General features: G+C 39.3%; 21 protein-coding genes. 19 read left to right on the plus strand and 2 right to left on the minus strand.

What is annotated here, in order from left to right:
* Positions 1-5 precede the first annotated feature (5 nt).
* The 3 genes from CXF85_RS06960 to CXF85_RS06970 all read left to right on the plus strand — a co-directional run bounded on the left by CXF85_RS06960 (position 6) and on the right by CXF85_RS06970 (position 4973).
* Positions 6-2954 carry an ATP-binding protein gene (locus CXF85_RS06960; protein ID WP_101227783.1) on the plus strand — a complete coding sequence of 983 codons (2949 nt, stop codon included), beginning with the start codon at positions 6-8 and terminating at the stop codon, positions 2952-2954.
* A gap of 7 nt (positions 2955-2961) precedes the next feature.
* The gene (locus CXF85_RS06965; protein WP_101227784.1) at positions 2962-3882 is read left to right on the plus strand and encodes a hypothetical protein; all 921 of its coding nucleotides are present in this window, start codon (positions 2962-2964) and stop codon (positions 3880-3882) included.
* A gap of 161 nt (positions 3883-4043) precedes the next feature.
* The gene (locus CXF85_RS06970) at positions 4044-4973 is read left to right on the plus strand and encodes a Dyp-type peroxidase (protein WP_101227785.1); all 930 of its coding nucleotides are present in this window, start codon (positions 4044-4046) and stop codon (positions 4971-4973) included.
* 74 nt (positions 4974-5047) lie between these two features.
* Here CXF85_RS06970 and CXF85_RS06975 read toward each other — a convergent pair whose 3' ends face one another.
* Positions 5048-6043, minus strand: coding sequence for a hypothetical protein (locus tag CXF85_RS06975; RefSeq protein WP_101227786.1), 996 nt, complete (start codon positions 6041-6043; stop codon positions 5048-5050).
* Between the two features lie 372 nt (positions 6044-6415).
* Here CXF85_RS06975 and CXF85_RS06980 point away from each other — a divergent pair, with 372 nt between their 5' ends.
* The gene (locus CXF85_RS06980; RefSeq protein ID WP_101227787.1) at positions 6416-8224 is read left to right on the plus strand and encodes an acyl-CoA dehydrogenase C-terminal domain-containing protein; all 1809 of its coding nucleotides are present in this window, start codon (positions 6416-6418) and stop codon (positions 8222-8224) included.
* Positions 8225-8304: 80 nt separating this feature from the next.
* Here CXF85_RS06980 and CXF85_RS06985 read toward each other — a convergent pair whose 3' ends face one another.
* A complete protein-coding gene (locus CXF85_RS06985; protein WP_101227788.1) occupies positions 8305-8496 on the minus strand; it encodes a hypothetical protein in 192 nt (63 codons plus the stop codon).
* Positions 8497-8706: 210 nt separating this feature from the next.
* Here CXF85_RS06985 and mraZ point away from each other — a divergent pair, with 210 nt between their 5' ends.
* The 15 genes from mraZ to ftsZ all read left to right on the plus strand — a co-directional run bounded on the left by mraZ (position 8707) and on the right by ftsZ (position 26406).
* Complete coding sequence (gene mraZ / locus CXF85_RS06990; RefSeq protein WP_101227789.1) at positions 8707-9165, plus strand: division/cell wall cluster transcriptional repressor MraZ; 459 nt, start codon at positions 8707-8709, stop codon at positions 9163-9165.
* 59 nt (positions 9166-9224) lie between these two features.
* Complete coding sequence (gene rsmH / locus CXF85_RS06995) at positions 9225-10175, plus strand: 16S rRNA (cytosine(1402)-N(4))-methyltransferase RsmH (RefSeq protein ID WP_101227790.1); 951 nt, start codon at positions 9225-9227, stop codon at positions 10173-10175.
* A gap of 2 nt (positions 10176-10177) precedes the next feature.
* A complete protein-coding gene (gene ftsL, locus CXF85_RS07000) occupies positions 10178-10486 on the plus strand; it encodes a cell division protein FtsL (protein ID WP_101227791.1) in 309 nt (102 codons plus the stop codon).
* A 116-nt stretch (positions 10487-10602) separates the two neighbouring features.
* Positions 10603-12381, plus strand: coding sequence for a penicillin-binding transpeptidase domain-containing protein (locus tag CXF85_RS07005; RefSeq protein ID WP_101227792.1), 1779 nt, complete (start codon positions 10603-10605; stop codon positions 12379-12381).
* Positions 12374-13990, plus strand: coding sequence for a UDP-N-acetylmuramoyl-L-alanyl-D-glutamate--2,6-diaminopimelate ligase (locus tag CXF85_RS07010; protein ID WP_101227793.1), 1617 nt, complete (start codon positions 12374-12376; stop codon positions 13988-13990). Before CXF85_RS07005 ends, CXF85_RS07010 begins: the two co-directional genes overlap by 8 nt.
* Positions 13987-15525, plus strand: coding sequence for a UDP-N-acetylmuramoyl-tripeptide--D-alanyl-D-alanine ligase (locus tag CXF85_RS07015; RefSeq protein ID WP_101227794.1), 1539 nt, complete (start codon positions 13987-13989; stop codon positions 15523-15525). The genes CXF85_RS07010 and CXF85_RS07015 overlap by 4 nt, the downstream gene beginning before the upstream one ends.
* Positions 15525-16607 carry a phospho-N-acetylmuramoyl-pentapeptide-transferase gene (mraY, locus tag CXF85_RS07020; RefSeq protein WP_101227795.1) on the plus strand — a complete coding sequence of 361 codons (1083 nt, stop codon included), beginning with the start codon at positions 15525-15527 and terminating at the stop codon, positions 16605-16607. Before CXF85_RS07015 ends, mraY begins: the two co-directional genes overlap by 1 nt.
* Positions 16608-16637: 30 nt before the next feature.
* On the plus strand, positions 16638-18068 hold the full coding sequence (murD, locus tag CXF85_RS07025) for a UDP-N-acetylmuramoyl-L-alanine--D-glutamate ligase (protein ID WP_101227796.1): 1431 nt from the start codon (positions 16638-16640) through the stop codon (positions 18066-18068).
* A 110-nt stretch (positions 18069-18178) separates the two neighbouring features.
* The gene (gene ftsW / locus CXF85_RS07030; protein ID WP_442871865.1) at positions 18179-19360 is read left to right on the plus strand and encodes a cell division protein FtsW; all 1182 of its coding nucleotides are present in this window, start codon (positions 18179-18181) and stop codon (positions 19358-19360) included.
* A complete protein-coding gene (gene murG / locus CXF85_RS07035) occupies positions 19360-20532 on the plus strand; it encodes an undecaprenyldiphospho-muramoylpentapeptide beta-N-acetylglucosaminyltransferase (protein WP_101227798.1) in 1173 nt (390 codons plus the stop codon). The genes ftsW and murG overlap by 1 nt, the downstream gene beginning before the upstream one ends.
* Entirely contained in the window at positions 20529-22028 is a 1500-nt protein-coding gene (gene murC / locus CXF85_RS07040) for a UDP-N-acetylmuramate--L-alanine ligase (RefSeq protein WP_101227799.1), read from the plus strand. The genes murG and murC overlap by 4 nt, the downstream gene beginning before the upstream one ends.
* Positions 22028-22993, plus strand: a complete 966-nt coding sequence (locus tag CXF85_RS07045) for a D-alanine--D-alanine ligase (protein WP_232771107.1) — start codon at positions 22028-22030, stop codon at positions 22991-22993. The genes murC and CXF85_RS07045 overlap by 1 nt, the downstream gene beginning before the upstream one ends.
* Before the next feature lie 10 nt (positions 22994-23003).
* On the plus strand, positions 23004-23894 hold the full coding sequence (locus CXF85_RS07050; protein ID WP_101227800.1) for a cell division protein FtsQ/DivIB: 891 nt from the start codon (positions 23004-23006) through the stop codon (positions 23892-23894).
* Positions 23887-25122 carry a cell division protein FtsA gene (gene ftsA / locus CXF85_RS07055; protein WP_101227801.1) on the plus strand — a complete coding sequence of 412 codons (1236 nt, stop codon included), beginning with the start codon at positions 23887-23889 and terminating at the stop codon, positions 25120-25122. The genes CXF85_RS07050 and ftsA overlap by 8 nt, the downstream gene beginning before the upstream one ends.
* 123 nt (positions 25123-25245) lie before the next feature.
* Positions 25246-26406 carry a cell division protein FtsZ gene (ftsZ, locus tag CXF85_RS07060; protein ID WP_101227802.1) on the plus strand — a complete coding sequence of 387 codons (1161 nt, stop codon included), beginning with the start codon at positions 25246-25248 and terminating at the stop codon, positions 26404-26406.
* The last annotated feature ends 39 nt before the right edge of the window (positions 26407-26445 follow it).

A 26445-nucleotide genomic window follows, 5' to 3' on the forward strand; every position in this document is an offset into this window, starting at 1 on the left:
AAAATTTGAGCTTTAATTACCTGATGATGGCAAGACTGAAACAAATAATACTGCTCTTTTGTTTATTAACCATGGGTAATCTAGCGGTCGTCGATAAAGCTTGGGCACTGGATAGTCAATTACAAAAAAAATTAAGCAAAATAACCCAGCAAGAAGATAAAAAACAAGCACTAACAGCCTTATCTAAATTAATTAAATCAAATACATTTGAAGGGGCTGATCAAGCTGAAATATTCCTTCAGCAAGGAAAAGCTTTTTTTGTTCTTCATCAATACAATCAAGGTATTGATGCGATTAAACAGGCGAAAGATACTGCGGAACTAGCCAATGCACACCTCTTAACAGCACAAGCGAATAAGGTGCTTGGCATACTGTATTATTATCAAGGTGAATTAAAATTAGCACTGAAGGCTTATCAAGACTCATTAGTTTATTATAAGAGTAACCAAGCTGATGATATTAATCATTTCTCCATAGAACGGGCAAATTTATTAAATAATATTGCACTCGTTTATACCTCATTAGGACAACCCGATTTAGCCTTGATAAATTATCAACTTGTTGAACCTTTATATGCCCGTTATGGTGATGAAGCCGACAAAATTGATGTGAGGTATAATATTGCCGCTTTGCATATTAGCTTAAGGCGTTTTGATATAGCCATCGTTATGCTGAAGGTGATCATAGAAAAACGGCAGCAGCTTAACGATGATTATGGCGTTGCTTCGGCTAGAGCAGACTTAGGTATTGCTTATAAACATTCAGGACAGTTCAAGTTGGCAAAAGAAAATATATTAGCAGCATTGCAATATTTTCAAGAACACGATTATAAGCATGATATAGCGTCACAACTGCATAATATGTCTGAAATACATAATGATATGTTTGATGTTGAGCAAGCTATGTTTTATGGTCAAAAAGCATTAATTATCAGTGAGGAAGTTGGTCACCAAAAAGCCTATGCGGGGAGTTTACAAAGTTTAGCGAAAGCTTTTTTTTATTCGGGTGATTTAACGCAAGCAGAACAATATATTGAGCGGTCGATTGCTGTTGGTAAAAAAATTGATTATCAAACACTATTGACTGAAAACTTTGCCATTTCTGCTTTGATTAGTGCGAGTAATAGACAGTTTATTAAAGCACTTACGGAACAACAACAATATGAGAAAAGTTACCAACTAACGTCTAATAATACCCTTAATGATAAGTTAGCGGAATTTGAATCGGAGCAACTTAGTCAGAAAATAGTCGACTTAGAACAACGACGAACACTGCAGATATTACATTCAGCTAAAATAAAGCAACAACAAACACTTATCATTATATCCGTGATTCTTATTTTAGTTATAGCCTTCTTTATTTACCGTCGTTACCTCGAACAGCGCTTAACCCAAGAGTTAGAGTTACGTGTTAAACAACGTACTCGTGAACTTGAAAATTTAACCAAAGAATTAGAAAAAGCTGACAAAGTTAAAAGCCAATTCCTGGCAAATATGAGTCATGAAATTCGTACACCACTCACCGCTATTGTTGGTCATGCAGAAGCTATTATTCATGACGATATTGATAAACATAAAGTAAAAGAAGATATTGAAGTAATCCACGGCAATAGCTTGCATTTACTTGAACTCATTAATGATATTTTGGATTTAAGCCGTATTGAAGCTAATAAGTTTGAGTTAGAAATACAGCCTTTGGATTTAGGTGAATTGATTCAAGATTTATCCCATACCTTTAGCGCTCAAGCTCAGCAGAAAGGTCTAATTTTTACTATAGAACATCAATTATCTTTACCCTTTATTATTAAAATTGATTGTTTACGCTTAAAGCAAATTTTACTTAACCTATGTGCCAACGCGATAAAATTCACTGAAAATGGCCTGGTAACACTGAATATTAATTGGCAAAATGAACAACTCGTTTTTACTATAACTGATACGGGTATTGGTTTGAGTAAAGAGCATTTAGCACAAGTCTTTGAAATATTCACTCAAGCAGATAATAGCATCAGTAGACGTTTTGGCGGTTCAGGCCTTGGTTTGACTTTATCTAATCAACTCGCGAAACTAATGTCTGGTAATATTGCGGTAACCAGTGAATTAGGTAAAGGCAGTCGTTTTTGTTTAACGTTACCTTGCCAGCATAATATTGATGATAATGTACAAGCGCTACCTGATTCCTCGCAACTCGATAGTAGTGATATATTCTTTAGCGGAAAAATACTTTTGGCAGAAGATCATGATGATAACCGACGCTTGATTGCCCGCTTATTGACGAATTTAGGCTTGGAAGTTATTGTTGCTCGTAACGGTAAGGAAGCGGTCAAACTCTGCGTTGAACATCAACCTAATTTGGTACTGCTAGATATTCAAATGCCTGAAATGGATGGTGTTGAAGCTTTTAAAGCGTTACGTGCTTTAGGCTGTAATCAACCGATTTATGCTTTAACGGCCAATGCTATGTCTCATGAAGTTAGCCAATATCTGGGGTTAGGTTTTACTGGGCATTTAAAAAAACCTATTGAACGAAAGAATTTTATTGCCGCCATTGCGAAATATTTTACGACTGAGAACCATGAACGTTCTTTTTATAACTCATTAAATACGGTCGATTTACAGACTTTAAGCACAGATGAAGTTGTTGATAAAGCGGAGCAATGTCTTGCTCAAGTTGACTTAAGTGATTTAGTTGCTGAATTTAGAGCCAACCTTAGTAAGGATAAACGAGACCTTGTTCTCTATAGTAATAATGATGATATAAAGAATATTTCTTCTCTTGCACATCGTTTATCAGGGGCCGCACAAATGTTTGGCTTTGTTGAACTTAATCAGGCAGCACAAGCGCTAGAGACTATAATTAAGAGAGAATCAACGGCAGAAAATCCAAACCATTCAATCATTAGCGAGTTGATTCATTGTTTAGTTGACGAAATTAATTTAATTGAGCAACAGTAATATCTCTATGAACAAATCATTTTCTTATTCGCAAGCCTTGTTGGCCTTAGCTATTGCCTTTCTAGCCTTTTCTTTATTTAAGTTTACTTTGCATGTGCCTGCAATTATTAGTGTTATTGAAAAAACCACAAAAACAGTTGATTCAGTAAGTCCTGGGATTGAAGATATTATTAATGAAGTTGCTCTCGTCAGACTCGAGGTTGGTAAAGTAAGGGAATTAGTCTCACAACAAATACCGGCTATTCTAACGCAGGTTCAAGCTTCACTTCCTGTGGTGCAACAAGTAGTCGTTGAAAGCGAATATTACTCAAGGCAACTACCGGCATTGTTAAGCCAACTCGCCAGCATTGAACAACAAGTAGAACAATTACAAAAATCTATGCCTGCAGTACTCAAACGTGTTGATGCCGTTGTTCAAACTACCAATGATACCACCGCAGAAATAGCGCGTTGGCGACCTCACTCCACTCAATATCTGAAAGAAATAGAACTATCTAGAGGTTACATCCCTCAGTACCTTTCTCGTATTGAAAATACCGTTGAGGATGCGAAAACTGTTGGCTCTGAAGCAAGTAGTGGTATAGTTTCTGGTTTTTTCAAAGGTGTAATCAAGCTACCATTAGAGATGGTTGCAGGTCTAACGGGTATAGTTGATATTGACTCTCGTTCTGCTAAGTATTTAACGGCTGAAGATGTCGCATTGATGCAAGAAAAAGTTGTTGGTTTACTCAGTAATAGTAATCAAACTAAGTCGATTTGGCAAAACGTTAAGAGTGGTAATCGCGGTACTATTATTAAAGGTGAAGAGATTGTGCGGAACAAGCAACAATGCATTAATATCATTTTTAATAACCACTTTGGCGCAGATAAAGAAACACTCCAAGAGCTAATGTGCATAGACGATAAAGGCTTATGGAAGGTGATGTGATTTTTTATCATCTAAATCATCATGGTAAGACAATATTTATTGTGTACAATACCGACAATATATACCTGTGCCATACAAAGTGTTCAAGCATCCTGAAATATGCCTCTTGCATGGTAACAGCTATAATTTTTCAACATAAAATATGTTAATAGGAATGGAAAATGGCTAGAGAACAATTTGGTATCTGCGCTGAACCAAACTTACATGGAAATTACCTATTATTTAATGCACTAGATGATAAAAATGCCTTTATTCGTGCTGCGATTTCTCGGTTACCCAAGTTATTTGATAACTATGCCGAGCAGTATTCGGAAGCGAATCTGATTGGTGTTGTCGCTATTGGTGAAGCCTATTGGGATGAGTTTTATCCGCAAGCCCGTCCGGCATTATTATCACCATTTCCAGCAATGCATAGTGATGATAGAGTTGCACCGACAAATAGCTATGATATTTATATTGAAATTCGCAGTGACCGTGCTGATGTTAACCATATTGTCAGTACTAAGGTATGCCAGTTACTTGGTGATGGTGTTGAATTAATAGAGCAAGTACAAGCATTCAGGTTTTTAGATGGCAGAGACTTAACAGGCTTTGTTGATGGTACTGAAAACCCTCAGGGTTTACATCGACGAGAAGTAGCGCTGGTTAAAGATCAAGATGACGTTAACTTTGCCGCGGGTAGTTATTTACATACTCAACGGTACCAACATAATTTAACCCTTTGGGGGTCTCTCGCTGAACATGAACAAGAAGATGTTTATGGCCGAACTAAGCGAGATAACGTTGAATATAAGAATGAAGATAAGGCGCTAACAGCACACACTAAGCGAACCAGCCTTAAGGATGATCAAGGGAAAAGTATTGAAATTGTAAGACAAAGCATGCCTTATGGAGATATGAAACGTAAAGGTTTATTCTTTGTGTCGTATTGTCAGTCACCTAAACCTTTTGAAATAATGCTAAAAAGTATGATTCATGGGGATGGTCATGGTAACTCGGACCATTTACTTAAATATACCGAAGCTGAAACTGGTAGTGCTTTTTTTGCGCCGAGTTTAACTTTTCTTGCTCAAGTAGCTGATATTGATTAATACCTATACCTCACACTGAAGTTAATAAGCCTTTCGAAAGGTTGGCTAATCTATTTGTTTCATGTCGGCTCTGGCTACTGCTTGGATACTTCATGATAATCTTGCGCCATGTAATGCCCCTGATTAATTGCTAACTCTGATTCAGGAGCGAGTGTACCTAAAGGCAGCAATGCTGGTCCTGTGGGCTCAGCTAATAAATATCTTACCTCATTATGCTCAATGGTAACTTCTCCTGCTTCCGCTGGAATTTTAATACCAATAAAAGCATGACCATCAATAAAAATTAACGCCATGTCAATGCGTGGCATCAAAGCCCTTAACAAAGCTGCTGTTAAGGTCATTTTGCTATCGCAATCTCCTTGGTTTTCCCACAAAACTTGTAGTGGTGGATTAAAACCTGCACCGGAAGAGGTAATACGAGATTCTAAGGTGCTATAAGGAATACTCTGTACAAAGCTCAATACATAATTGGTGACCTTTCGAATATTCTTAATAGATACATGATCTAAAATTAACGGCTTTAGCGATTTCAAATCAGCAACAGAATTATTCGCAATACTGACATGGTCTACTTTAATGCCATTTATCTGTTCATGGTTGGTAAAAGCTTGATAATAAGTTTCCTGAAGGTACTTTTTCGTAACCTCACTCTCAAGCCTAGTTAACGCTTGATAAGCTTCTGCTACCTTATCTTCATCTAAGCCCTTGGCTTCAATGATAAATTTATCTTGCTGTTGTCGATAAAATATTTGTACACCGGCTATAGGCTTTTGCTGCATTTTTTTCTTAATGCGTCTGAGAATTGTTTTTTGTGCGTAATTATTTTGGTAGGTTCTAAAATCTCTAAAGCGTTCAAATAGACCTTCTTGACTCAAGGTAAAGTTCATCGCTTGCTCAGTCTTGCTGTGATCGAGCCATTGATATTTAAAGTGATAACCTTGCTCTACTTGAGTTTTACTAAAACTTAATTGCTGCGCCTGCGCCTTAGCAATAATCAAGATAAAGAATACAGCTACCGCTAAGGGGAATTGGCATTTTTTAAACAGTGAATAAGGTAAATCAGAGGTCACGTTATTTTTTACTCGTTATTATGGGGGTAGCAAAGTGACTACCTCTATGATTAATTTTATTAAAACCTAAACTCCATCAGACAACCCTTGCCAATAGCTTAGTTCAGGCAAAGTTTATACAGATAATAGGAGTATAAACCCTAAATAACACATTAACTTAGTTTTAAAGAAAATTAGAAAGTGCTTACAGAGTTCTGATTAGGAAATTCAATGATTTTTGTTAATAACCTCTCTTGTAAGTAAAAAATATCAGGCTATTGATGAATAGCGCTTTTACATTGTCATGATTTAGACTATATTCAAACAAGTGTTTTAATTGTGTGTTTGCCACACGGTATCTAAACGTAATCCAAATTATAAAAGGAGGTCTTCATGGCTGAATATAGAGCGCCATTAACTGATATGAATTTTTTGCTATATCAGGTGTTTAATGCCGATAAAATGTGGCAACAATTACCAAAATTAGCCGAGCAAGTTGATAAAGAAACGGCTCAAGCGATTTTACAAGAGTGCGCCAAAATTGCTGAACAAGAAATTAGCCCTATTGCTCGTCAAGGTGACGAAATTGGCGTGAGCTTTAAAGAGGGTGTAGTGACCACTGCTCCTGGTTATAAAGAAGCGTTTAATACTTATGCTGAAGGTGGCTGGACTGCACTTGGCGGTGATGTTAATTATGGCGGCATGGGTATGCCAAAAATGTTAACGGCTATGCATGAAGAAATGCTGTGTAGTGCCGATATATCTTTTGCACTCTATCCAGTACTTACCGCAGGCGCGGCACTATCATTAGCAAAACATGGTAGTGAAGAATTAAAAGAACGCTATTTAACCCGTATGTATGCTGGCGATTGGTCTGCATCTATGTGTTTAACTGAATCACATTCGGGCACTGATCTTGGACTTATTCGTACAAAAGCTATTCCACAAGATGATGGTAGTTATAACATTACCGGCAATAAAATATTTATCACTGGTGGCGAACATGATCTTACTGAAAACATTGTTCATTTAGTATTAGCTAAATTACCTGATGCACCAGCTGGCCCTCGTGGTATTTCTCTCTTCTTAGTACCAAAGTTTAATGTTAATGAAGATGAAACGCTTGGTGAGCATAATAATGTGAGTTGTGGCTCTATAGAACACAAAATGGGTATTCATGCCTCCGCTACTTGTGTAATGAATTTTGATGATTCTAAAGGTTTCTTAATTGGAGAACTAAATAAAGGCTTAGCCTGTATGTTCACTATGATGAACTTTGAACGTATCGGTGTCGGCATTCAAGGTTTGAGTGCTGCAGTACGTTCTTACCAAAATGCACTAGAGTACGCGAAAGACAGATTACAAGGCCGAGCGCTTGATAGTAAAACCAATGGTGTTAAAAATCCTACTCAAGAAGCCGACTCTATCATGGTACATGGTGATGTTCGTCGCATGCTGTTAAATATGAAAGCATTGAATGAAGGTTCACGTGCGCTTTCAAGTTACATCTCTATGCAACTTGATTACGCGACCTATGGGACAGGTGAAGAGCAAACTAAAGGCGAAGCTTTAGCAGCCTTGATGACACCCGTTGCGAAAGCCTTTTTTACTGATTTAGGTTTTGAAAATACGGTCACCGGACAACAAGTTTTTGGTGGTCATGGTTATATTCGTGAATGGGGTCAAGAACAATTAGTTCGTGATGCGCGAATTACCCAAATATATGAAGGTACTAATGGTATTCAAGCCATGGACTTATTGATGCGTAAAGTCGCCGGTTCAAAAGGTGCTTTGTTAGAAGTGTTTACCAATGAAGTACAGACTTTTATCGACAGTAGTAAGCATGATCAAGCGATGAATGAATTCATTACTCCGTTAGCTCAAGCATTAACTGATTTAACAGAGCTAACGACTGATTTATTGACTAAGTCACAACAAGATATAAATGAGTTAGGCGCATCGGCAAATGACTATTTACATGTCTTTGGTTATACGGCTATGGCATTCGTTTGGGCTAAAATGGCACAAGTTTCTTTGTCACAACAGCAGAGTAATGGTGAAAGTGGTGAAGATTTTTATCAAAGTAAATTGCATACCGCTCGTTACTTCTTTACCCGATTATTACCACGTCGACTTTCGTTAATCGCATCAGCTAAATCAGGCAGTGATTGTTTGTTTGCCATTAATGATGAATTATTTTAAACGTATATACCCATGAGACTTCAATATACGAGTTTCAGTATACCTGAGCGATTCATGATCAAGGTGCTTCTAATTCCAGCTTAATCCTGTACCTTGAGGTAACATGGGTATAAAACAACCTCAGTTAAGGGGGACTTTTTCTTAATGGGAAAAGTTACCCCTAACACACCACCTTTATCTCTACTGTCGCTAATAATAGACAGTAATTGAGTCCAATAATTATTTTTTTGTGCTTTTTTGGGATTACCTGCCACAAAAGTCCACAATTTCATCCACTTCCTCACAAGCCTTAATTTTACTGGTGTTATAGCCAGTGTATAGACCTTCCTTTTTCGTTTTACTCACTTGACAGAACGTTGCTTTTTTCTCTAAACTGTAGCAATGTGGAAAAAAGTGGAGAAATGTGGATCTTACATTGTTTTAGTTATCACATTATCAATCACTTGTTTATTTAACGTTCAAAGAGTGAAGTAACAACAGATATGTTTAGAGGCACTAGCGCAATTACGCTTGACAGCAAAAATAGGATCACGATACCAACAAAGTATCGTGAAGAGCTATTTGCTGATTGCCAAGGAAAAATGGTCTGTACGGTTGATATTCAACATCCGTGTTTATTGCTTTACCCGTTACCCGAATGGGAAGAAATTGAACTAAAGCTGTGTAATTTATCAAGCATGAACCCGCAAGAGCGATTATTGCAGCAAGTTATTCTAGGTAATGCTAGTGACTGCGAGATGGATAAAAACGGTAGGTTATTAATAAATGGACCTTTAAGACATCATGCGAGTTTAGAAAAAAACGTCATGCTTGTAGGTCAGTTGAAAAAATTTGAAATTTGGCATGACACAGCATGGCAAACGCAAATGCAACAAGGCATTAGCAAAATACAATCGGGTGAAATTGAATTGACTGACCGCTTACTAGATTTATCACTTTAGTCTTTAGCGAAGTCAATTTGTAAAATAAATACGTAAATAAAGGTTATAAAAATAACAACATGGAATTAGACACTTCTCATATATCAGTGCTGCTTAATGAAGCCGTTGAAGGCTTAGCTATAACCGGTGACGGTTGCTTTATCGATTGTACTTTCGGTCGAGGCGGACACTCGTCGTTAATTCTTTCTAAGTTATCTGACAATGGACGCTTAATTGCCATTGATCGTGATCCAACAGCAATTATCGCTGCTGAAAAATTCAAAGATGACCCGCGTTTTTTAATTGAGCATGAAGGCTTTGCTTCCTTAGCTGAAATTGCAGAAAAGCATCAGTTAACCGGAAAAGTTGACGGTATATTACTTGATCTTGGGGTCTCGTCTCCGCAACTTGATGAAGCTGAACGTGGTTTTAGCTTTATGAAAGATGGCCCGCTAGATATGCGAATGGATACCAGTAAAGGTCAAACAGCCGCAGAATGGCTAGCTGTTGCCGATGTTGAAGACATCACTTGGGTATTACGTACCTTTGGTGAAGAGAAGCATGCTTGGCGTATTGCTAATGCGATTGTCGATACTCGAGAAGAATCACCATTAACTAGAACAAGTCAATTAGCAAAACTTATCAAAACTACTGCTCCGCAAAGAGAAATAAAAAAGCATCCTGCAACTCGAAGCTTTCAAGCTATTCGTATGTATATCAATAGTGAATTAGAGCAAATTGAAAAAGCGCTTGTTGCTTCCCTTGATGTACTAGCAGAAGGCGGACGTCTTGTTGTTATTAGTTTTCATTCTCTTGAAGACCGCTTGGTTAAACAGTTTATGAAAAAGCATTCACAAGGTAAAAAAGTTCCAAGGGGACTGCCTATCAGTGAAGAAGAATTAAACAAGGGTAAAAAATTCGCTTTAGTTGGTCGTCGATTAAAGCCAAGTGAAGCAGAAGTTGAAGAAAATGTACGCTCGCGTAGTTCGGTATTACGTGTTGCAGAGCGTTTAGTAAGAACTACTGATTAATTATGGCTGCGCGCGCCTTAGTTTTTGATATTTGGCAAGATCTTGTCCGTTATAGCGTTACGTATATTTTATTGATGTTTGTTGTGATGTCGGCCTTTTCGGTAATTTATTACAGTCATGTCAACCGACAAACAACCAGTGAGCTGGAAGTCTTATTGTCAAAAAAAGATGAATTAAATATTGAGTGGCGCAATTTATTATTAGAACAAGGTAGTTTGGCCGAGCACAGCGCAATTGAGAGTAAAGCAAAAAAACTATTGGATATGAAACGTCCGAATGCTAATTCGGAAGTGATTGTTACCTTAGAGTAAAAGCAGCTATCGCTTCAAACTATTAAATAGAACAAGTTCAGAGTCAAAGCGCAGAGAAAACCTTTAGTCAGATATTAGTCAGACAAGCGTAAAACAATAATATAAATGAGAGCGGTGTGAATAAAAAAGCGGCTAAAAACAATAACCCATTAAATACCGCTCCATGGCGTTATTATTTAGTGCTGGCCGTTGTTGCCCTTATTTACTTCAGTTTGATGGCACGAACCGCTTATATTCAAATTATTGAACCAGAAATGTTGAAAAAACAAGGCGACTTACGTTCTTTACGTGTTGCCGCGAATACCGTACAGCGTGGTTCAATTGTTGATCGTAACGGCGCTGAACTCGCCATTAGTGTACCTGTTGAAACTGTTTGGGCTGACCCTAAGATCATTATGGATAATAATGCTCTTGCTATGACGAAGCATTGGCAAGCTCTTGCCGACGTACTTGATCAAGATATTAATAAATTGATTGCCCGTGTTGTTAAAAACCCTCGCAAACGGTTTATTTATCTCGAGCGCAAAATTTCGCCAGCCATGGCAAATTACATCAAAGAATTAAAAATTCCCGGAATACACCTGCGTAAAGAATCGAAGCGCTTTTATCCTACCGGGGAAATTAGTGCTCATCTTATTGGTTTCACCAATGTTGATGATAAAGGTATTGAAGGCATCGAGCGTATGTATGATGAATTACTCACCGGTACGGGTGGTGCTAAGCGCTTTAGAAAAGATGCCAAAGGACGTAAAATTGAAATTATCTCTGTTGAAGAACCAGAGCAAGCGCAAACTATTACCCTAAGTATCGATCAACGTATTCAAGCAATTGCTTATAAAGAGCTCAAAGGTGCTGTACAGGCATTCAAAGCGACTTCTGGCTCGGTAGTGGTGGCAAATATCCATACCGGTGAAATATTGGCAATGACCAATAGCCCATCGTATAACCCAAATAATCGCCGTAATACTGCTATTCATCGTTTTAGAAATCGTGCTATTACCGATATCTACGAACCAGGTTCGACCATGAAACCGTTAACCGCGTTAACCGCGTTAGAATTTGGCTCGGTAAAAGCTAACACTATCCTCAATACCAGCCCTGGATGGATGCGTTTAGGCGGACGTCGAGTCAGCGATCCGATTAACCGTGGCAAGTTATCTATTGAAGAAATACTCGTCACCTCATCAAATATGGGTACCACTAAATTGGCACTGTCGGTACCAAAAGATTACTTGTTAACTAAATTTTTTGATGCGGGTTTTGCTGATGATACCGGTACTAACTTAGTCGGTGAAAGCGCTGGCATGATGCATGATAGAAGTCGCTGGTCTAAATTCGAATTAGCAACACTGTCTTGGGGGGCTGGGCTTGCCATTACCCCCGCGCAATTAACACGTTTTTATATGGCGCTTGCCAATGGTGGAATTAAACGTCGATTAACCATTGTTAAAAACAGTGGTGAAACGACTGACCCAGAAGATCAGGAAAGAATTTTCTCTGCCAAGAACAGTAATGCGATTACCCATATGCTCGAAGCTGTTGTCGATGAACATGTGCCTAAGGCTAAAATTGATGGCTATCGTGTTGGTGGTAAAACCGGTACTTCAATTAAAGCCGTTGCTGGTGGTTATGGTAATGATTATGTCGCATTATTTGCGGGAGTTGCCCCTATTTCTAATCCTGAAATAGTTGTCGTTGTGGTTATTAATGAGCCGAGTGGCGATCTTTATCATGGTGGCGAAGTTGCCGCACCAGTATTTTCACGGGTAATGAAAGGTGCTTTACGTGTGCTTAATGTTGCTCCAGATGCACAAAAATCACGAACAGCGAGTAAACACATTAAGCTCAGACATCCAGAACAGAAATCAGCCGTAGTAGGAGAGCATAATGCCTAAACCTACTACACAAAACATAATCAATTGTTTAACTCAGTTCTCTATTGAGCTACCGAGTTCGATAAGTTTTAGTGACTTGTCTGGTGATATTCATAACGATAGTCGAGCCATTGTCGAAGGCGATATTTTCTGCGCAATTATTGGCCACGATCAAGACGGTCGAAAATACATTGAGCAGGCAATAAAACAAGGTGCTAAGTTAGTACTTGCCGAATGTGAAAGTAGCACTGAACATGGTGATGTTGTTTTGGCAGCCAAAGAAAACGAAGTAGCCATTGTTAAGTTTTATCAACTGAACCAGCATTTATTTACCCTAACAAAAAACTACTATCAAGCACCGCAAGATAATATGACGCTAGTAGGCATTACTGGCACCAATGGTAAAACGACCACCAGCCAGTTATTAGCTCAAATGCTAAATTTTTACCATAAGCCATGTGCTGTAATTGGTACGAATGGTGCGGGTAATCTCGATAATTTACACCCTATAGAAAATACTACTCCCGGTGCTTGTGAGTTACACCAATTATTGCATTGTTTTAACGATGAGCACTCTGTTCATGGCAAGTTTAGCTATGTAGCGATGGAAGTGTCCTCACATGCATTATCACAAAATCGCGTGCAAGCAGATTTATTCGATATAGCACTCTTTACCAATTTAAGCCGAGACCATCTTGATTTTCATGGTTCTATGGCGAGTTATGGCGAAACGAAAAAGCAAATTTTCACCACTGATAGCAAGCAAGTTGCAGTAGTGAATTTTGATGATCAACAAGCAAAAAAATGGCTAGAAAACTGGCCTGAGCAACAGCCGCTTTGGTTATATGGCCGTGAAAGCAGCATAAACAGCTATAAACATTTTGTAAGCGCTAAAGATATTAATCGTCATAGCCACGGTGTCTCTTTTACTTTAGCGAGTCATTTAGGCGATATCGACATTACCAGTCCATTATTGGGCGATTTTAATATTGATAATTTATTGGCAGCCATCAGTGTACTGCTTATTCAAGGCATAGCATTAAACGAACTCCCTGATTTAGTTAACCAAGTGAGTGCCATCGCAGGGCGGATGGAAGCAACCAGCGCTGAAAGCTTAGCAACTGCCGTGGTTGATTATGCCCACACTCCCGATGCGTTGGAAAAAGCATTACAAGCCTGTCGTCAACATTGCTCTGGTGAATTGTATGTCGTGTTTGGTTGTGGCGGTGATAGAGATAAAGGCAAAAGACCTTTAATGGCACAAGCAGCAGAGAAATATGCTGACTATTTAGTCGTTACCAATGATAACCCGCGCAGTGAAGATGCCCAATTAATAGCAAATGATATAGTTGCCGGTTTTACCAATCCGGATGCGGAGCAAATAACGATCATTTTAGAAAGAGAACAAGCAGTATTGAAAACTCTGAATAAAGCAAAATCTGGCGATATCGTATTGTTGGCAGGTAAAGGTCACGAAGATTACGTCATTGTTGCTAAACATGATGAAAAGGGTGCAGTTATTGGCACACAGAAATTAGCGTATAACGAACGCTTAGTTGTGACGGATTTTTATCAAAAGCATTCGACTCTAGCTTCGGTAGCCGCATTGCCTAATGAGGCAAACTTATGATTACTATTTCACTCGCTACTTTAGCTAAAGTTACCGATGGCGAGCTTATTGTTGCAAAAAATCTAGCAGAGTTAACTCTTGATGAATTAGTCATTAATGATTTAGTTACCGATAGTCGCGCTATTGTTGATGATTCTGACAAAAAAACTGCTTTTTTAGCGCTTAAAGGTCCTAGCTTTGATGGACACCGTTTTGCCAAGCAAGTTATCAAGCAAGGTTGTCAATTGCTCATCGTTGATCATCACTTAAGCGAAGTGACCGACACGGCACAGTTAATTGTTAATGATACCCGTATTGCCTTAGGTCAAATTGCCGCTTTCGTTAAAAAAGAGGTCGCCCCTAAAACTGTCGGTATTACCGGTAGTAGTGGTAAAACAACTGTTAAAGAAATGGTTGCCGCTATTTTGTCTCGTTTAGGCAAAGTGCTAGCTACGAACGGTAACTTTAATAATGATATTGGCGTGCCTTTAACATTACTTCGTTTAGATAATAGTCATGATTTTGCTGTTATTGAAATGGGCGCGAATCACATGGGTGAAATTGCCTATACCACAGCGTTAACTCAGCCAGATGTTGCTGTGATTAATAATATTGCTGCAGCACATCTAGAAGGTTTTGGCGATTTATGTGGTGTAGCTCGCGCTAAAGGTGAAATATTTTCAGGCCTTGGCGAAAATGGCGTTGCCCTATATAACCAAGACACCAAGTACACCAGTAAATGGCAATGGCGCTTAACCGATAAAACGGTGCGTACTTTTTCTTGTTTTAGTGCCGGTGTTAATACAGGGGCTAGTAAAGCCAATTGTTATAGCGAAAATGTCAACTTAGATGAAAATGGCTGTGCAAGTTTTACTTTGCAAAGCGACCTGGGCCGTTGTGAAGTTATTTTAACCGTGCCGGGACAGCATAATGTTTGTAATGCCGTTGCTGCTGCTTGTATCGCGCTAGAGTTTAATGCCAGCCTTGAAGATATTCGTTTAGGTTTAGCACAAATGCAGCCGGTAAAAGGTCGACTAAATTTACATCAATTAAAAGATACAAAAACAGGCTGCAATATAAAACTGATTGATGATAGTTATAACGCTAATCTTGAATCAGCAAAAGCGGCCGCGCAATTATTAGCAAATTACCCTGGCAAGCAATTACTCATCCTAGGAGATATGGGCGAGCTAGGCAGCGAAGCACGTAGTTACCATCAAGAGGTTGGTGAGTTTGCTAAGGGCTTACAGTTGAATACTTTATTGTCATTAGGCGTATTGAGTCAAAGTGCCAGTGATGCTTTTGCCAAAGACAATGACAAAAATGAAGAAAGTCAGCATTTTAATCAACGATCTGATTTGATGGCCCATTTACTTAATATGCTAACTCAGCAGTTGTCTGCTGGTCAGCAAGATATTGCCATTTTAGTTAAAGGCTCTCGAAGTGCACATATGGAACACGTAGTGACAGAAATTATTAAATGGTTTGAAAAAATGAATGCCCAGCAAGGGTTAAATCAAGTTAATGAACATCCAAGTAAAGAAGGTACAGCGTAATGTTATTGTGGTTAGGTGAGTATTTAACTCAATTTTATTCAGCGTTTAATGTTTTCTCTTATTTAACATTTCGCGCCATTATTAGCACGCTAACAGCGCTGTTTATATCCTTATATTTTGGTCCTAAACTTATTCGTTATTTGCAAAAAATGCAAATAGGTCAAACGGTAAGAGATGATGGTCCTGAAAGCCATTTGTCTAAATCGGGTACGCCAACGATGGGTGGTTTGTTAATACTCGCTTCCATTGTGGTTAGTGTTTTACTGTGGGCTGATCTAAGCAATATTTATGTTTGGGTAGTGTTATTCGTGATAGTGAGCTTTGGCATAGTTGGTTTTGTAGATGATTATCGTAAAGTTGTTCGTAAAGATGCGAATGGTCTAATCGCGCGTTGGAAGTATTTTTGGCAAACCGTTATCGGCTTAAGCACAGCGTTATTTTTATTTTTTATTGCCCAAGATCCAAATGAAACGGCTTTATTAATACCCTTTATGAAAGAGCTATTACCACAGTTAGGCATATTTTATGTGGTGATGACTTATTTCGTTATTGTTGGCACCTCAAATGCGGTGAACTTAACTGATGGTCTTGATGGCTTAGCTATTGTTCCTACCATTATGGTTGCAGGAGCTTTTGCATTATTTGCCTATGTTACCGGTCACGTGAACTTTTCTACTTATTTAAATATTCCCCATATCGCTTTAACAAGTGAGTTAGTGATTGTCTGTACCGCCATTGTCGGTGCAGGGTTAGGGTTTTTGTGGTTTAACACTTATCCAGCGCAAGTTTTTATGGGCGATGTTGGTTCACTTGCATTAGGTGCAGCGCTTGGCGTTATTGCGGTACTTGTTCGACAAGAATTAGTTTTATTTATCATGGGCGGTGTTTTTGTGATGGAAACTGTCTCGGTAATTTTACAAGTTGGCTCCTATAAAATGCGCGGTCAACGTATTTTCCGTATGGCACCAATTCATCACCACTACGAATTAAAAGGCTGGCCAGAGCCGCGAGTTATTGTTCGTTTCTGGATTATTTCATTGATATTAGTGCTGATAGGTTTAGCGACCTTGAAGTTACGTTAAATAAAGACGATCGGAAAAATAAGGTAAAATATGGCTTGGTTAACCGCGTTTAAAGATAAAAATATTGTTGTGCTAGGTGCCGGAATGACAGGTTTGTCATGCCTACGTTTTTTGCACGCGCAAGGTTTGTCTTTTGCTGTTAATGATTCGCGTACGATGCCTTTTGAAAATACTAATGAACAAACTCAATACGAGCAAGACTACCCGAAAGCACAATTTGTTTTTGGCCAATGGCAACAAAGCTTAATTGCCAATGCTGATATTATTGTTGCCAGCCCAGGTATAGATTTAATCAGTGAGGGCATTGCTGCACTTATTTCAGCAAAGTGCCAAGTGATAGGGGATGTTGAGCTATTTTGCCTAGTTAATAATAGTCGTATTAACCCGATGAGTATGTTGGCAGTAACAGGCTCAAATGGTAAGTCTACAGTAGTGTCACTATTAGCCTATTTAGGTAAAGTTATCGGCGGTAACGTCGCGTTGGCAGGTAATATCGGCGAGCCAATTCTTGATTTGCTTCAACTAGAAAGTGCTGGCGATACTCAGCGAGCTAATCAGCCAGATACTGTTATTGTAGAACTCTCTAGTTTCCAGTTAGAAACGTTAACTAGCATGCAAGCTATTGCCGCTACGGTACTTAATTTAAGTGATGACCACCTAGATAGACATAAGACATTAGCTAATTATCAGGCTATTAAGCAAAGTATTTACCCACAGGCGAAAATAGCCGTAGTGAGTAGAGAAGATCAAGCAACTAATAGTTTAGTTACAGCACAAGAAACAATTTCTTTTGGTTTAAATAAACCAGAACAAGGGCATTTTGGTTTTAAAGACATTGATAACAAAAAGATGTTGATGTTTGGTGAGCAAGCGCTTATTTCAATCGATGAGTTACCGCTTGCAGGTATGCATAATGCGCTCAATTATATGGCTGCGTTAGCCCTTGGTTACAGTGCGGGATGGTCATTAACTGCTATGACAGAAAATCTTGCCGGTTTTACGGGCTTAGCTCATCGCTGTCAACGCGTAGTGAGTGAAGATAATATTCAATGGATTAATGATTCTAAAGCGACCAATGTCGGTGCAACACTTGCCGCTATTACCGGTTTAGCTCCGACGCTCGCCGATAGCAATAAGTTAATCCTTATTGCTGGCGGCGACGGTAAAGGCGCTGATTTCTCACCGCTTAGAACAATATTCAACCGTGAAGTAAGCCAGTTAATTACCTTAGGTAAAGACGGTGCTGAAGTTGCTAACTTAGTTAGCGATGCTATTCAAGTTAACAGCCTTAGTGAGGCTGTAGCTCAAGCGAAGCAGATAGCCAAACCAGGTGATATGGTCTTACTTTCACCCGCTTGCGCAAGTATTGATATGTTCAAAAATTACATGGTTCGCGGTGAGCAATTTATTGCTGCAGTTGCTGCTTCGCTAGTAAAAGTTAAGGAGGATTCATGTCGTTAGAAAAAACCATGACCTTCGCAAAAACAATGTCTTTAGAAACAACGCAAGCAATAACAAAAACGCTAGCACAAGTGACAGTACCACCGTTACCTGAGTGGATTAACCGTTATATGACGGGTTCCAATCAATATGGTACAAACGCTTTTGATCGAAGCCTTATTGTTTTGGGACTGATCATGTATATGGTTGGTTTAGTCATGGTAGCCTCTTCCTCTATACCGGTAGCTGAACGCTTATTTAACAATCCTTTTCATTTTGTTATTCGTCACGGTATCTATATTGGCTTAAGCCTTGCCATAGCAGGAGTAGCCTTACAAATCCCGATGTCTTGGTGGCATAAAAATAGTAGTTATTTATTAGGCTTTGCCATCGTATTACTTGTTACCGTATTGCTAATAGGCCGCTCAGTAAATGGTTCGACTCGTTGGATAGTGCTCGGCCCAATAACGGTGCAAGCGGCAGAGCCAGCAAAATTATTTTTCTTTTGTTATTTAGCAGCCTATTTAGTACGTCGCCGCGAGCAAGTAATGGAGAACATGAAAGGTTTTATTAAGCCGTTAATTGTTTTTGGTGTTATGGCTGTTTTATTATTATTACAGCCAGATTTAGGTACAGTTATCGTGATGTTTGTTACCACGTTTGGCTTATTATTTTTAGCCGGCGCTAAGTTATGGCAGTTTATTGCTATGTCTTCAGTTGGTGGGATTTCATTAGGCATGCTTGCTTACTTTGAACCTTATCGTTGGCGACGAGTGACCAGTTTCTTAGACCCATGGCAAGACCCTTTTGGAAGTGGTTATCAGCTAACACAATCATTAATGGCCTATGGTCGTGGTGAGGTGTTAGGACAGGGCTTAGGAAACAGCATACAAAAACTAGAATATTTACCAGAAGCACATACCGATTTTGTTATGGCTGTTTTGGCCGAAGAATTCGGCTTTGTTGGTATAAGTGTAGTATTGCTACTCAGTATGACGTTGGTGTACAAGGCACTTATTTTAGGGCGCTATGCACTTGCTAAAGAAAAATATTTTGAAGGTTTCCTCGCTTACGCTATCGGTATTTGGATGTGTTTTCAGGCAGCCGTAAATATCGGTGCTAGTGCCGGCATTGTACCGACCAAAGGATTAACTATGCCACTGATTAGTTATGGTGGCAGTTCGATGATAGTAATGACTTTAGCGCTTGTGCTGTTAATACGCATTGACCATGAGATTAGATTACAGAGCATTCAGGCGACTAGTTCGAAAAGAAATAGTAATAAAAGTGCTAGCAAAAGTGGTGATAAATAATGGCCGTTAGCCGTAACCCAAGTAATAGCCAAGATAATAAAGGCAAATCACCAACCTTGTTAGTTATGGCGGGCGGTACTGGTGGACATATATTTCCAGGTATTGCGGTTGCAGATGAGCTTAAAGCGCTAGGTTGGAATATCCATTGGCTAGGAACCGCCGATCGTATGGAAGCTCGTATTGTTCCTGAGCATGGTTATGATATTTCTTTTATTAGTATAAGTGGTCTACGTGGCAAAAAATTAGTGGCAATGTTTGTTATGCCTTTTAAATTGTTACGGTCGCTGATTCAAGCTAGACGTGTTATCAAAAGAGTGAAACCTGATGTTGTTTTAGGCATGGGTGGTTATGCCAGTGCACCGGGTGGTTTAGCTGCATGGCTAAGTAAAATACCGCTCATTGTGCATGAGCAAAATGCAGCAGCAGGATTAAGCAATCGATTATTAGCACGCATTGCCAACAAGATATGCTGCGCTTTCCCTAATGCATTTGCGAGTGGAATTGATGCCGAAGTTGTAGGTAACCCTTTACGAGCGTCAATTGGTCAACAAGGTTCGTTATCTACTTTGGCTGAAGAGCATAAGACCTGTAAGAATATATTAGTTGTCGGTGGCAGTCTTGGTGCACAAGTTTTAAATAAAGTGATGCCGAGTAGTTTTGCTCATTTAGTGAGTGTCGATGAGAACTTTTCTATTTGGCATCAAACAGGTGAAGGCAAAAAAGAGCAAGTCATCGCATCGTATTCAGAGCATAGTCTGGCAATGGATAAGATTAAAGTCAGCGAGTTTATAAAGGATATGGCCACAGCATATCAGTGGGCTGATATTGTTATTTGTCGTGCGGGAGCCTTAACTGTTTCAGAGTTAGCGATGGCAGCAAAGCCAGCTATTTTTGTACCACTACCCCATGCGGTTGATGATCATCAAACAAAAAATGCGCTTTATCTGGTTAAACGTGAAGCGGCAAAGTTGTTACCACAGAATAAATTAAATAAAGAGAGTATCACGGCGTTAATTACCGAGCTATTTGAGCGACCTGAAACTTTAGCGAATATGGCTAAAGCTTCTTATGGCGCTGCAAACCGTGATGCAAGTATGAAAGTAGCAAAATTGTGTCAACAGCTTTCACAAGTTAATAGCGCAAAACTTAGAAATAACGAAGAGAAAATATGATTAAGCAAACTCACTCAAGTACTGATTCAAGTAAATTTTCCAACTCACCCGCAGCTCAAGTACCTGAAATGCGTCGAGTAAAACGTATACACTTTGTTGGCATAGGTGGTGCTGGCATGGGCGGGATTGCTGAGGTATTGCTTAATGAAGGTTATCAAATTTCAGGTTCAGATATTGGTGAAAACCAAGTAGTTAAACGTTTAACTGCGTTGGGTGCAAACATTGTCATAGGTCACCAGAAAGAGAATGTAGCCCAGGCGAGCGTTATTGTTGTATCTACTGCAATAAATAGTGATAACCCTGAGCTTGTTGAAGCAAAGCGATTACGTATACCTGTAGTTAGACGCGCTGAAATGTTGGCTGAGTTAATGCGTTTTCGCCACGGTATAGCTATTGCGGGGACACACGGAAAAACAACGACAACGAGCTTAATTGCTAGCATTTTTGCTCAAGGGCAATTAGACCCTACGTTTGTTATCGGCGGTCTACTTAATAGCGCGGGCACGAATGCAAGGTTAGGCAGTAGTCGATATTTGGTCGCGGAAGCGGATGAAAGTGATGCATCATTTTTACACTTGCAACCTATGGTCTCAGTTATCACCAATATCGATGAAGATCATATGGAAACTTATCAAGGTGATTTTGAAAAGCTCAAAGACACTTACATCGAATTTTTACATAACTTACCATTTTATGGTTTAGCGGTGGTATGTATCGATAATCCGGTAGTACGTGAATTATTACCACGCATTAGTAGACAAGTGATCACCTATGGTTTCTCCGAAGATGCCGATGTAAGAGCGGTAAATTATCAACAAGAGGGTGGCGTTAGTCATTTCACCGTAGAAGTAGCAGGGCAAGAACCTCTTGATATGAGTGTAAACCTACCAGGTCAGCACAATGTACTAAATGCATTAGCTGGTGTAGCCGTTGCCAAAGACGAAGGGGTTAGTGATGACGCTATTTGTCAGGCATTAACTGAGTTTGAAGGTATTGGCAGACGTTTTGAGCAGTTAGCTACTTTAACAACTGATGCTGGAGAGATGGTGTTGGTGGACGATTATGGCCATCATCCAAGTGAAGTGAAAGCGACTATATTGGCCATGCGTCAAGGTTGGCCTGAGAAACGATTAGTAATGGTTTTCCAACCGCATCGTTATTCTCGAACCCGCGATTTATATGAAGACTTTGTTGAAGTACTTTCTGAAGTTGATTGCCTATTTTTACTTGACGTTTATGCGGCAGGCGAAACACCAATCCCGTCAGCAGATAGCAAAAGTTTAGCGCGCTCAATTCGTCAACGTGGCCAAATAGAACCAGTTTACGTCAGCGATGTAGATAAGTTAGCGCAATTATTAGCGACTCAGTTACAAGATAACGACATGGTTATAACCCAAGGCGCAGGTAGCATCGGCGCGGTAGCACGTAACTTAGCGGATCATAGCTTATTGCAGATTGACTCTGCTGTTCAATCTACTGTTAAAGGTGACAAGTAATGAGCAGTAGCTTGGAATTATCAATGGCGAGTTCACTTGCATTGCTAAAGCAAGAGAAAATCGCTGTGCTTTATGGCGGCAATTCAGCAGAGCGTGAAGTATCGCTCAACTCAGGGCAGGCTATTGCCAAAGGCTTAGAAGTTGCTGGTTTTGATGTTGTGCTGATTGACACTAAAACTGTGCCATTAACTGATTTATTGATTAAGAAAGTAAACAGAGTTTTTATTGCCCTACACGGTAGAGGTGGTGAAGATGGTTGTTTGCAGGGAGCGCTTGAGTATTTAAATATACCCTATACAGGCTCAAATGTTTTAGGTTCATCGCTTTCCATGGATAAAGTACGCAGTAAGCAAATATTTAAAGCATGTGACTTACCAACTGCACCTTTTACTGTTGTTAATAAAGCCGATTTTGAAAACTTATCGCTAGCTTCTATCCTTGCTGATTTAGGCGGTAGGATAATGGTAAAACCAGCCAATGAAGGTTCAAGTATTGGTATGGCGCAGGCGCAGACAGTTGAACAGCTGAGAAATGCATTAATTGAAGCCTTTGGTTTTGATACACAAGTATTACTTGAAGCTTGGATAGATGGACCAGAATATACCGTTGCCATTTTAGGTGATAAGGCTTTACCTGCAATTCATATGGAAACACCACGTGAATTTTATGATTATGAAGCAAAATATCAATCAAGCAGTACACAGTATCATTGCCCATGTGGGTTAAGTGAATCTGAAGAAAATGACATAAAATCGCTGTCTGTTAAAGCATTCAATGCAACCGGCGCTCAGGGCTGGGGACGCGTTGATATTATGCGCAATAGTACTGGCGAATGGCAAATATTAGAAGTTAATACAGTACCTGGCATGACGGAAACGTCATTAGTGCCTAAAGCCGCGAATGTATACGGATTGAATTTCAGTGAATTAGTGACACAAATCTTACTACTTAGTGTCAAAGGGTAAGACAAAGGCTATGGCGAGTAAGCAACAAAAAAAAGATAAAAAATTAAATCAACAAGGCCAACAAAGTACTTTGTCTTTTGGCTTGGGATTAGTCTTTTTTGTTGTAGTGTTGTTCAGCTTAATAACAATTAGTTGGTGGCTTACTCAGCACTTTGTTGGCCAGGAAAGTGCACCGGTAACGTCAATCGTCATTTCAGGTGAAATGCCTTATAGCGAGCGGAGCGACATTATCAATGCCATTGATCAGATTGATATGGGCAATTTCTTTCAGGTAGATGTAAATGAAGTCCAAGATCATGTACTCGCTTTACCTTGGGTTTATTCGGTAGCGGTTAGAAAACAGTGGCCAAATGAATTAAAGATATATGTGGTTGATCAAAGTCCGGTGGCATTATGGAACGGAAACTTTTTAATCAATCAACTAGGGCTAGTTTTTCAGGCGGATATTGAGCGTATTAATCATTACCTGCCAAACTTCTTTGGACCTGAAGGGACTGAGATAATAGCACTAAAAAATTACAGAGATCTCAATGCGTTACTAGATTTTAAAGCGCTAGCAATTGATGAGTTAATATTGAGTGAACGCTTCTCTTGGCAGTTAACCTTGAATGATGGTGTGACGCTTAATTTAGGTCGAGAAGAGAGAGTTGAACGTATCCAACGATTTATGGACGTTTATCCAATAATAAAAGCACAACTAAAAGCAAAAATAATTGCGGAAAAACAGAAAAATCAGGCGGTTGATTACATCGATTTGCGGTATGATACGGGATTGGCTGTTGGTTGGAAAACAGTAGATAAAATTACATTGATAAAATTGAAAAAAAATAACAATAAAAATCATCTAAAACTAGTGCCGAATATAAGCACAATCAGTGAAGAGTTTACGTTAAATGTCTAAAGCAGCAGAAAGAAAGTTAGTGGTCGGCCTTGATATAGGCACCTCCAAAATATCTGTCGCAGTAGGGGAGATCACGCCAGACAACCAGTTAAGTATTATTGGTGTTGGTAATCAACCTGCTCGCGGTATGGATAAAGGTGGTGTAAATGATTTGAATCTAGTTATTCAAGCAATTCAACGCGCCATCAATGAAGCTGAATTAATGGCTGATTGTCAAATAAGCTCAATTTATTTAGGCATATCTGGCAAGCATATCAGTTGCCAGAATGAAAATGGCATGGTGCCAATTAATGATAAAGAAGTCATTCAAGAAGACATAGACAACGTTATTCATACCGCACGTTCGGTTCCTATTTCAGCTGAACGTCGTATGTTGCATGTACTGCCTCAAGAATTCAGTATTGATTGTCAAGACGGTATTAAAAGCCCAATTGGTATGTCTGGCGTACGTATGGAAGCAAAAGTACATATCGTAACTTGTGCCAATGATATGGCTAAAAATTTAGTTAAATGTGTTGAACGCTGTGATTTAACCGCTGACCAATTGATTTTTTCAGCGCTGGCGTCAAGCTATGCCGTGTTAACTGATGATGAAAAAGAGTTAGGTGTGTGTGTTGTTGATATGGGCGCAGGCACCATGGATATCTCAGTGTTTACTGGTGGTACTTTACGTCACACCGCGGTAATACCTGTAGCAGGTAACCAGGTGACCAGTGATATCTCTAAAATATTTAGAACACCACTAAGCCATGCTGAAGATATTAAGGTGCAGTATGCCTGCGCTTTAAAAGAATTGGTTAGTATGGAAGATAGCATTGATGTACCGAGTGTTGGTGGTCGTCCTGCTCGCTCAATGTCGCGTCATACTTTATGTGAAGTGGTTGAGCCAAGATATCAAGAATTGTTCGAGCTAATTCAAGATGAAATTAGAGAGTCAGGTTTAGAAGATCAAATTGCTGCTGGTTATGTATTAACGGGTGGTACGGCGAAAATGGAAGGTGTACTTGAATTTGCAGAAGAAATTTTTCAAATGCCAGTTCGTATTGCCAATCCATTGTCCGTACAAGGGTTAAAAGAATATGTAAATGACCCTAGTTACGCAACCGTTGTTGGCCTTTTGCATTATGGTATGCAGGCGACAAGTGAAGTAGAGAGTGTTAAAAGCAAGCGTGAAAGTGTTGGCGATATTTGGTCAAGGATACATGCTTGGTTTAAAGGCGAATTCTAAAAAATTGTATTGTGAGCTGTTAAATGGAAATAACAGTTATCTCGAGTTGTCGTTAATAAAGTAATATTTAACAACAGTTTATTAAGTATTTTAAGTTATTGTAAGTAAAACGGAGAGAGAAATATGTTTGAATTAATGGAAGACCATAGCGAAGAAGCAACAATTAAAGTTATCGGTGTTGGTGGCGGTGGTGGTAATGCTGTAGAGCACATGGTTTCACAAACAATTGAAGGGGTAGAGTTTGTTACGGCAAACACTGATTCTCAAGCGTTACGTAATTCTTCAGCTAATGTTACTTTGCAACTTGGCGCAGATGTCACTAAAGGATTAGGCGCTGGCGCTAACCCTGAAATTGGCCGTTGTGCAGCTGAAGAAGACAGAGAAACAATTAAGCAAGCCTTACAAGGTGCCGATATGATCTTTATCGCTGCTGGTATGGGCGGTGGTACAGGTACTGGTGCAGCACCTGTAGTTGCTGAAATTGCTAAAGAAATGGGTATTTTAACGGTTGCTGTAGTAACAAAGCCGTTCCCATTTGAAGGTAAAAAGAGAATGAACTATGCCGATCAAGGCATTGAGTTTTTATCTAAAAGTGTTGATTCACTTATTACTATTCCGAATGAAAAATTATTAAAAGTACTTGGCCCAGGAACAAGTTTATTGGATGCCTTTAAAGCGGCAAATAATGTACTTCTTGGCGCAGTGCAAGGTATTGCAGAGCTAATTACTCGTCCAGGTTTAATCAACGTCGATTTTGCCGATGTGAAAACGGTAATGTCTGAAATGGGTACTGCCATGATGGGCTCAGGTACTGCTTCGGGTGATGATAGAGCACAAGAAGCGGCTGATGCAGCCATTTCAAGTCCTTTATTAGAAGATGTAGATTTAGCCGGAGCACGCGGTATTTTAGTTAACATTACGGCAGGCATGGATATTAGTATCGATGAGTTTGAAACTGTTGGTAATGCAGTAAAAGCCTTTGCTTCTGAGAATGCAACGGTTGTCGTCGGTGCTGTCATTGATATGGATATGACAGATGAACTTCGTGTTACGGTTGTTGCTACGGGTATTGGCGCTGAAAGTAAACCTGATATTACTTTAGTTAACCCAATGCCAATGGCAGAGCCAAAAGTTGTCGGTGGTGATTATACGCCAGCTGCACCACAGGTAAATGTTGCTACTGAAGCTGTAGCCATGACTGATAGTAATGCGCAAAAAGTTGCGGCAACGGACTTAGATACTTATTTAGATATCCCGGCATTTTTACGTAAACAAGCTGACTAACTATAATTCAATTGATATCAATTAACTCAGGCTGTTATT

The organism is Colwellia sp. 75C3 (assembly GCF_002836255.1).
GTDB lineage: Bacteria > Pseudomonadota > Gammaproteobacteria > Enterobacterales > Alteromonadaceae > Colwellia.

Bases quoted from the DNA above. Each gene is read 5' to 3' on its own strand.
- CXF85_RS06965 (WP_101227784.1), top strand. From the start codon at position 2,962: ATGAACAAATCATTTTCTTATTCGCAAGCCTTGTTGGCCTTAGCTATT.
- CXF85_RS06970 (WP_101227785.1), top strand. From the start codon at position 4,044: ATGGCTAGAGAACAATTTGGTATCTGCGCTGAACCAAACTTACATGGA.
- CXF85_RS06980 (WP_101227787.1), top strand. From the start codon at position 6,416: ATGGCTGAATATAGAGCGCCATTAACTGATATGAATTTTTTGCTATAT.
- CXF85_RS06985 (WP_101227788.1), bottom strand. From the start codon at position 8,496: ATGAAATTGTGGACTTTTGTGGCAGGTAATCCCAAAAAAGCACAAAAA.
- mraZ (WP_101227789.1), top strand. From the start codon at position 8,707: ATGTTTAGAGGCACTAGCGCAATTACGCTTGACAGCAAAAATAGGATC.
- rsmH (WP_101227790.1), top strand. From the start codon at position 9,225: ATGGAATTAGACACTTCTCATATATCAGTGCTGCTTAATGAAGCCGTT.
- ftsL (WP_101227791.1), top strand. From the start codon at position 10,178: ATGGCTGCGCGCGCCTTAGTTTTTGATATTTGGCAAGATCTTGTCCGT.
- CXF85_RS07010 (WP_101227793.1), top strand. From the start codon at position 12,374: ATGCCTAAACCTACTACACAAAACATAATCAATTGTTTAACTCAGTTC.
- CXF85_RS07015 (WP_101227794.1), top strand. From the start codon at position 13,987: ATGATTACTATTTCACTCGCTACTTTAGCTAAAGTTACCGATGGCGAG.
- mraY (WP_101227795.1), top strand. From the start codon at position 15,525: ATGTTATTGTGGTTAGGTGAGTATTTAACTCAATTTTATTCAGCGTTT.
- murD (WP_101227796.1), top strand. From the start codon at position 16,638: ATGGCTTGGTTAACCGCGTTTAAAGATAAAAATATTGTTGTGCTAGGT.
- ftsW (WP_442871865.1), top strand. From the start codon at position 18,179: ATGACGGGTTCCAATCAATATGGTACAAACGCTTTTGATCGAAGCCTT.
- murG (WP_101227798.1), top strand. From the start codon at position 19,360: ATGGCCGTTAGCCGTAACCCAAGTAATAGCCAAGATAATAAAGGCAAA.
- murC (WP_101227799.1), top strand. From the start codon at position 20,529: ATGATTAAGCAAACTCACTCAAGTACTGATTCAAGTAAATTTTCCAAC.
- CXF85_RS07045 (WP_232771107.1), top strand. From the start codon at position 22,028: ATGAGCAGTAGCTTGGAATTATCAATGGCGAGTTCACTTGCATTGCTA.
- CXF85_RS07050 (WP_101227800.1), top strand. From the start codon at position 23,004: ATGGCGAGTAAGCAACAAAAAAAAGATAAAAAATTAAATCAACAAGGC.
- ftsA (WP_101227801.1), top strand. From the start codon at position 23,887: ATGTCTAAAGCAGCAGAAAGAAAGTTAGTGGTCGGCCTTGATATAGGC.
- ftsZ (WP_101227802.1), top strand. From the start codon at position 25,246: ATGTTTGAATTAATGGAAGACCATAGCGAAGAAGCAACAATTAAAGTT.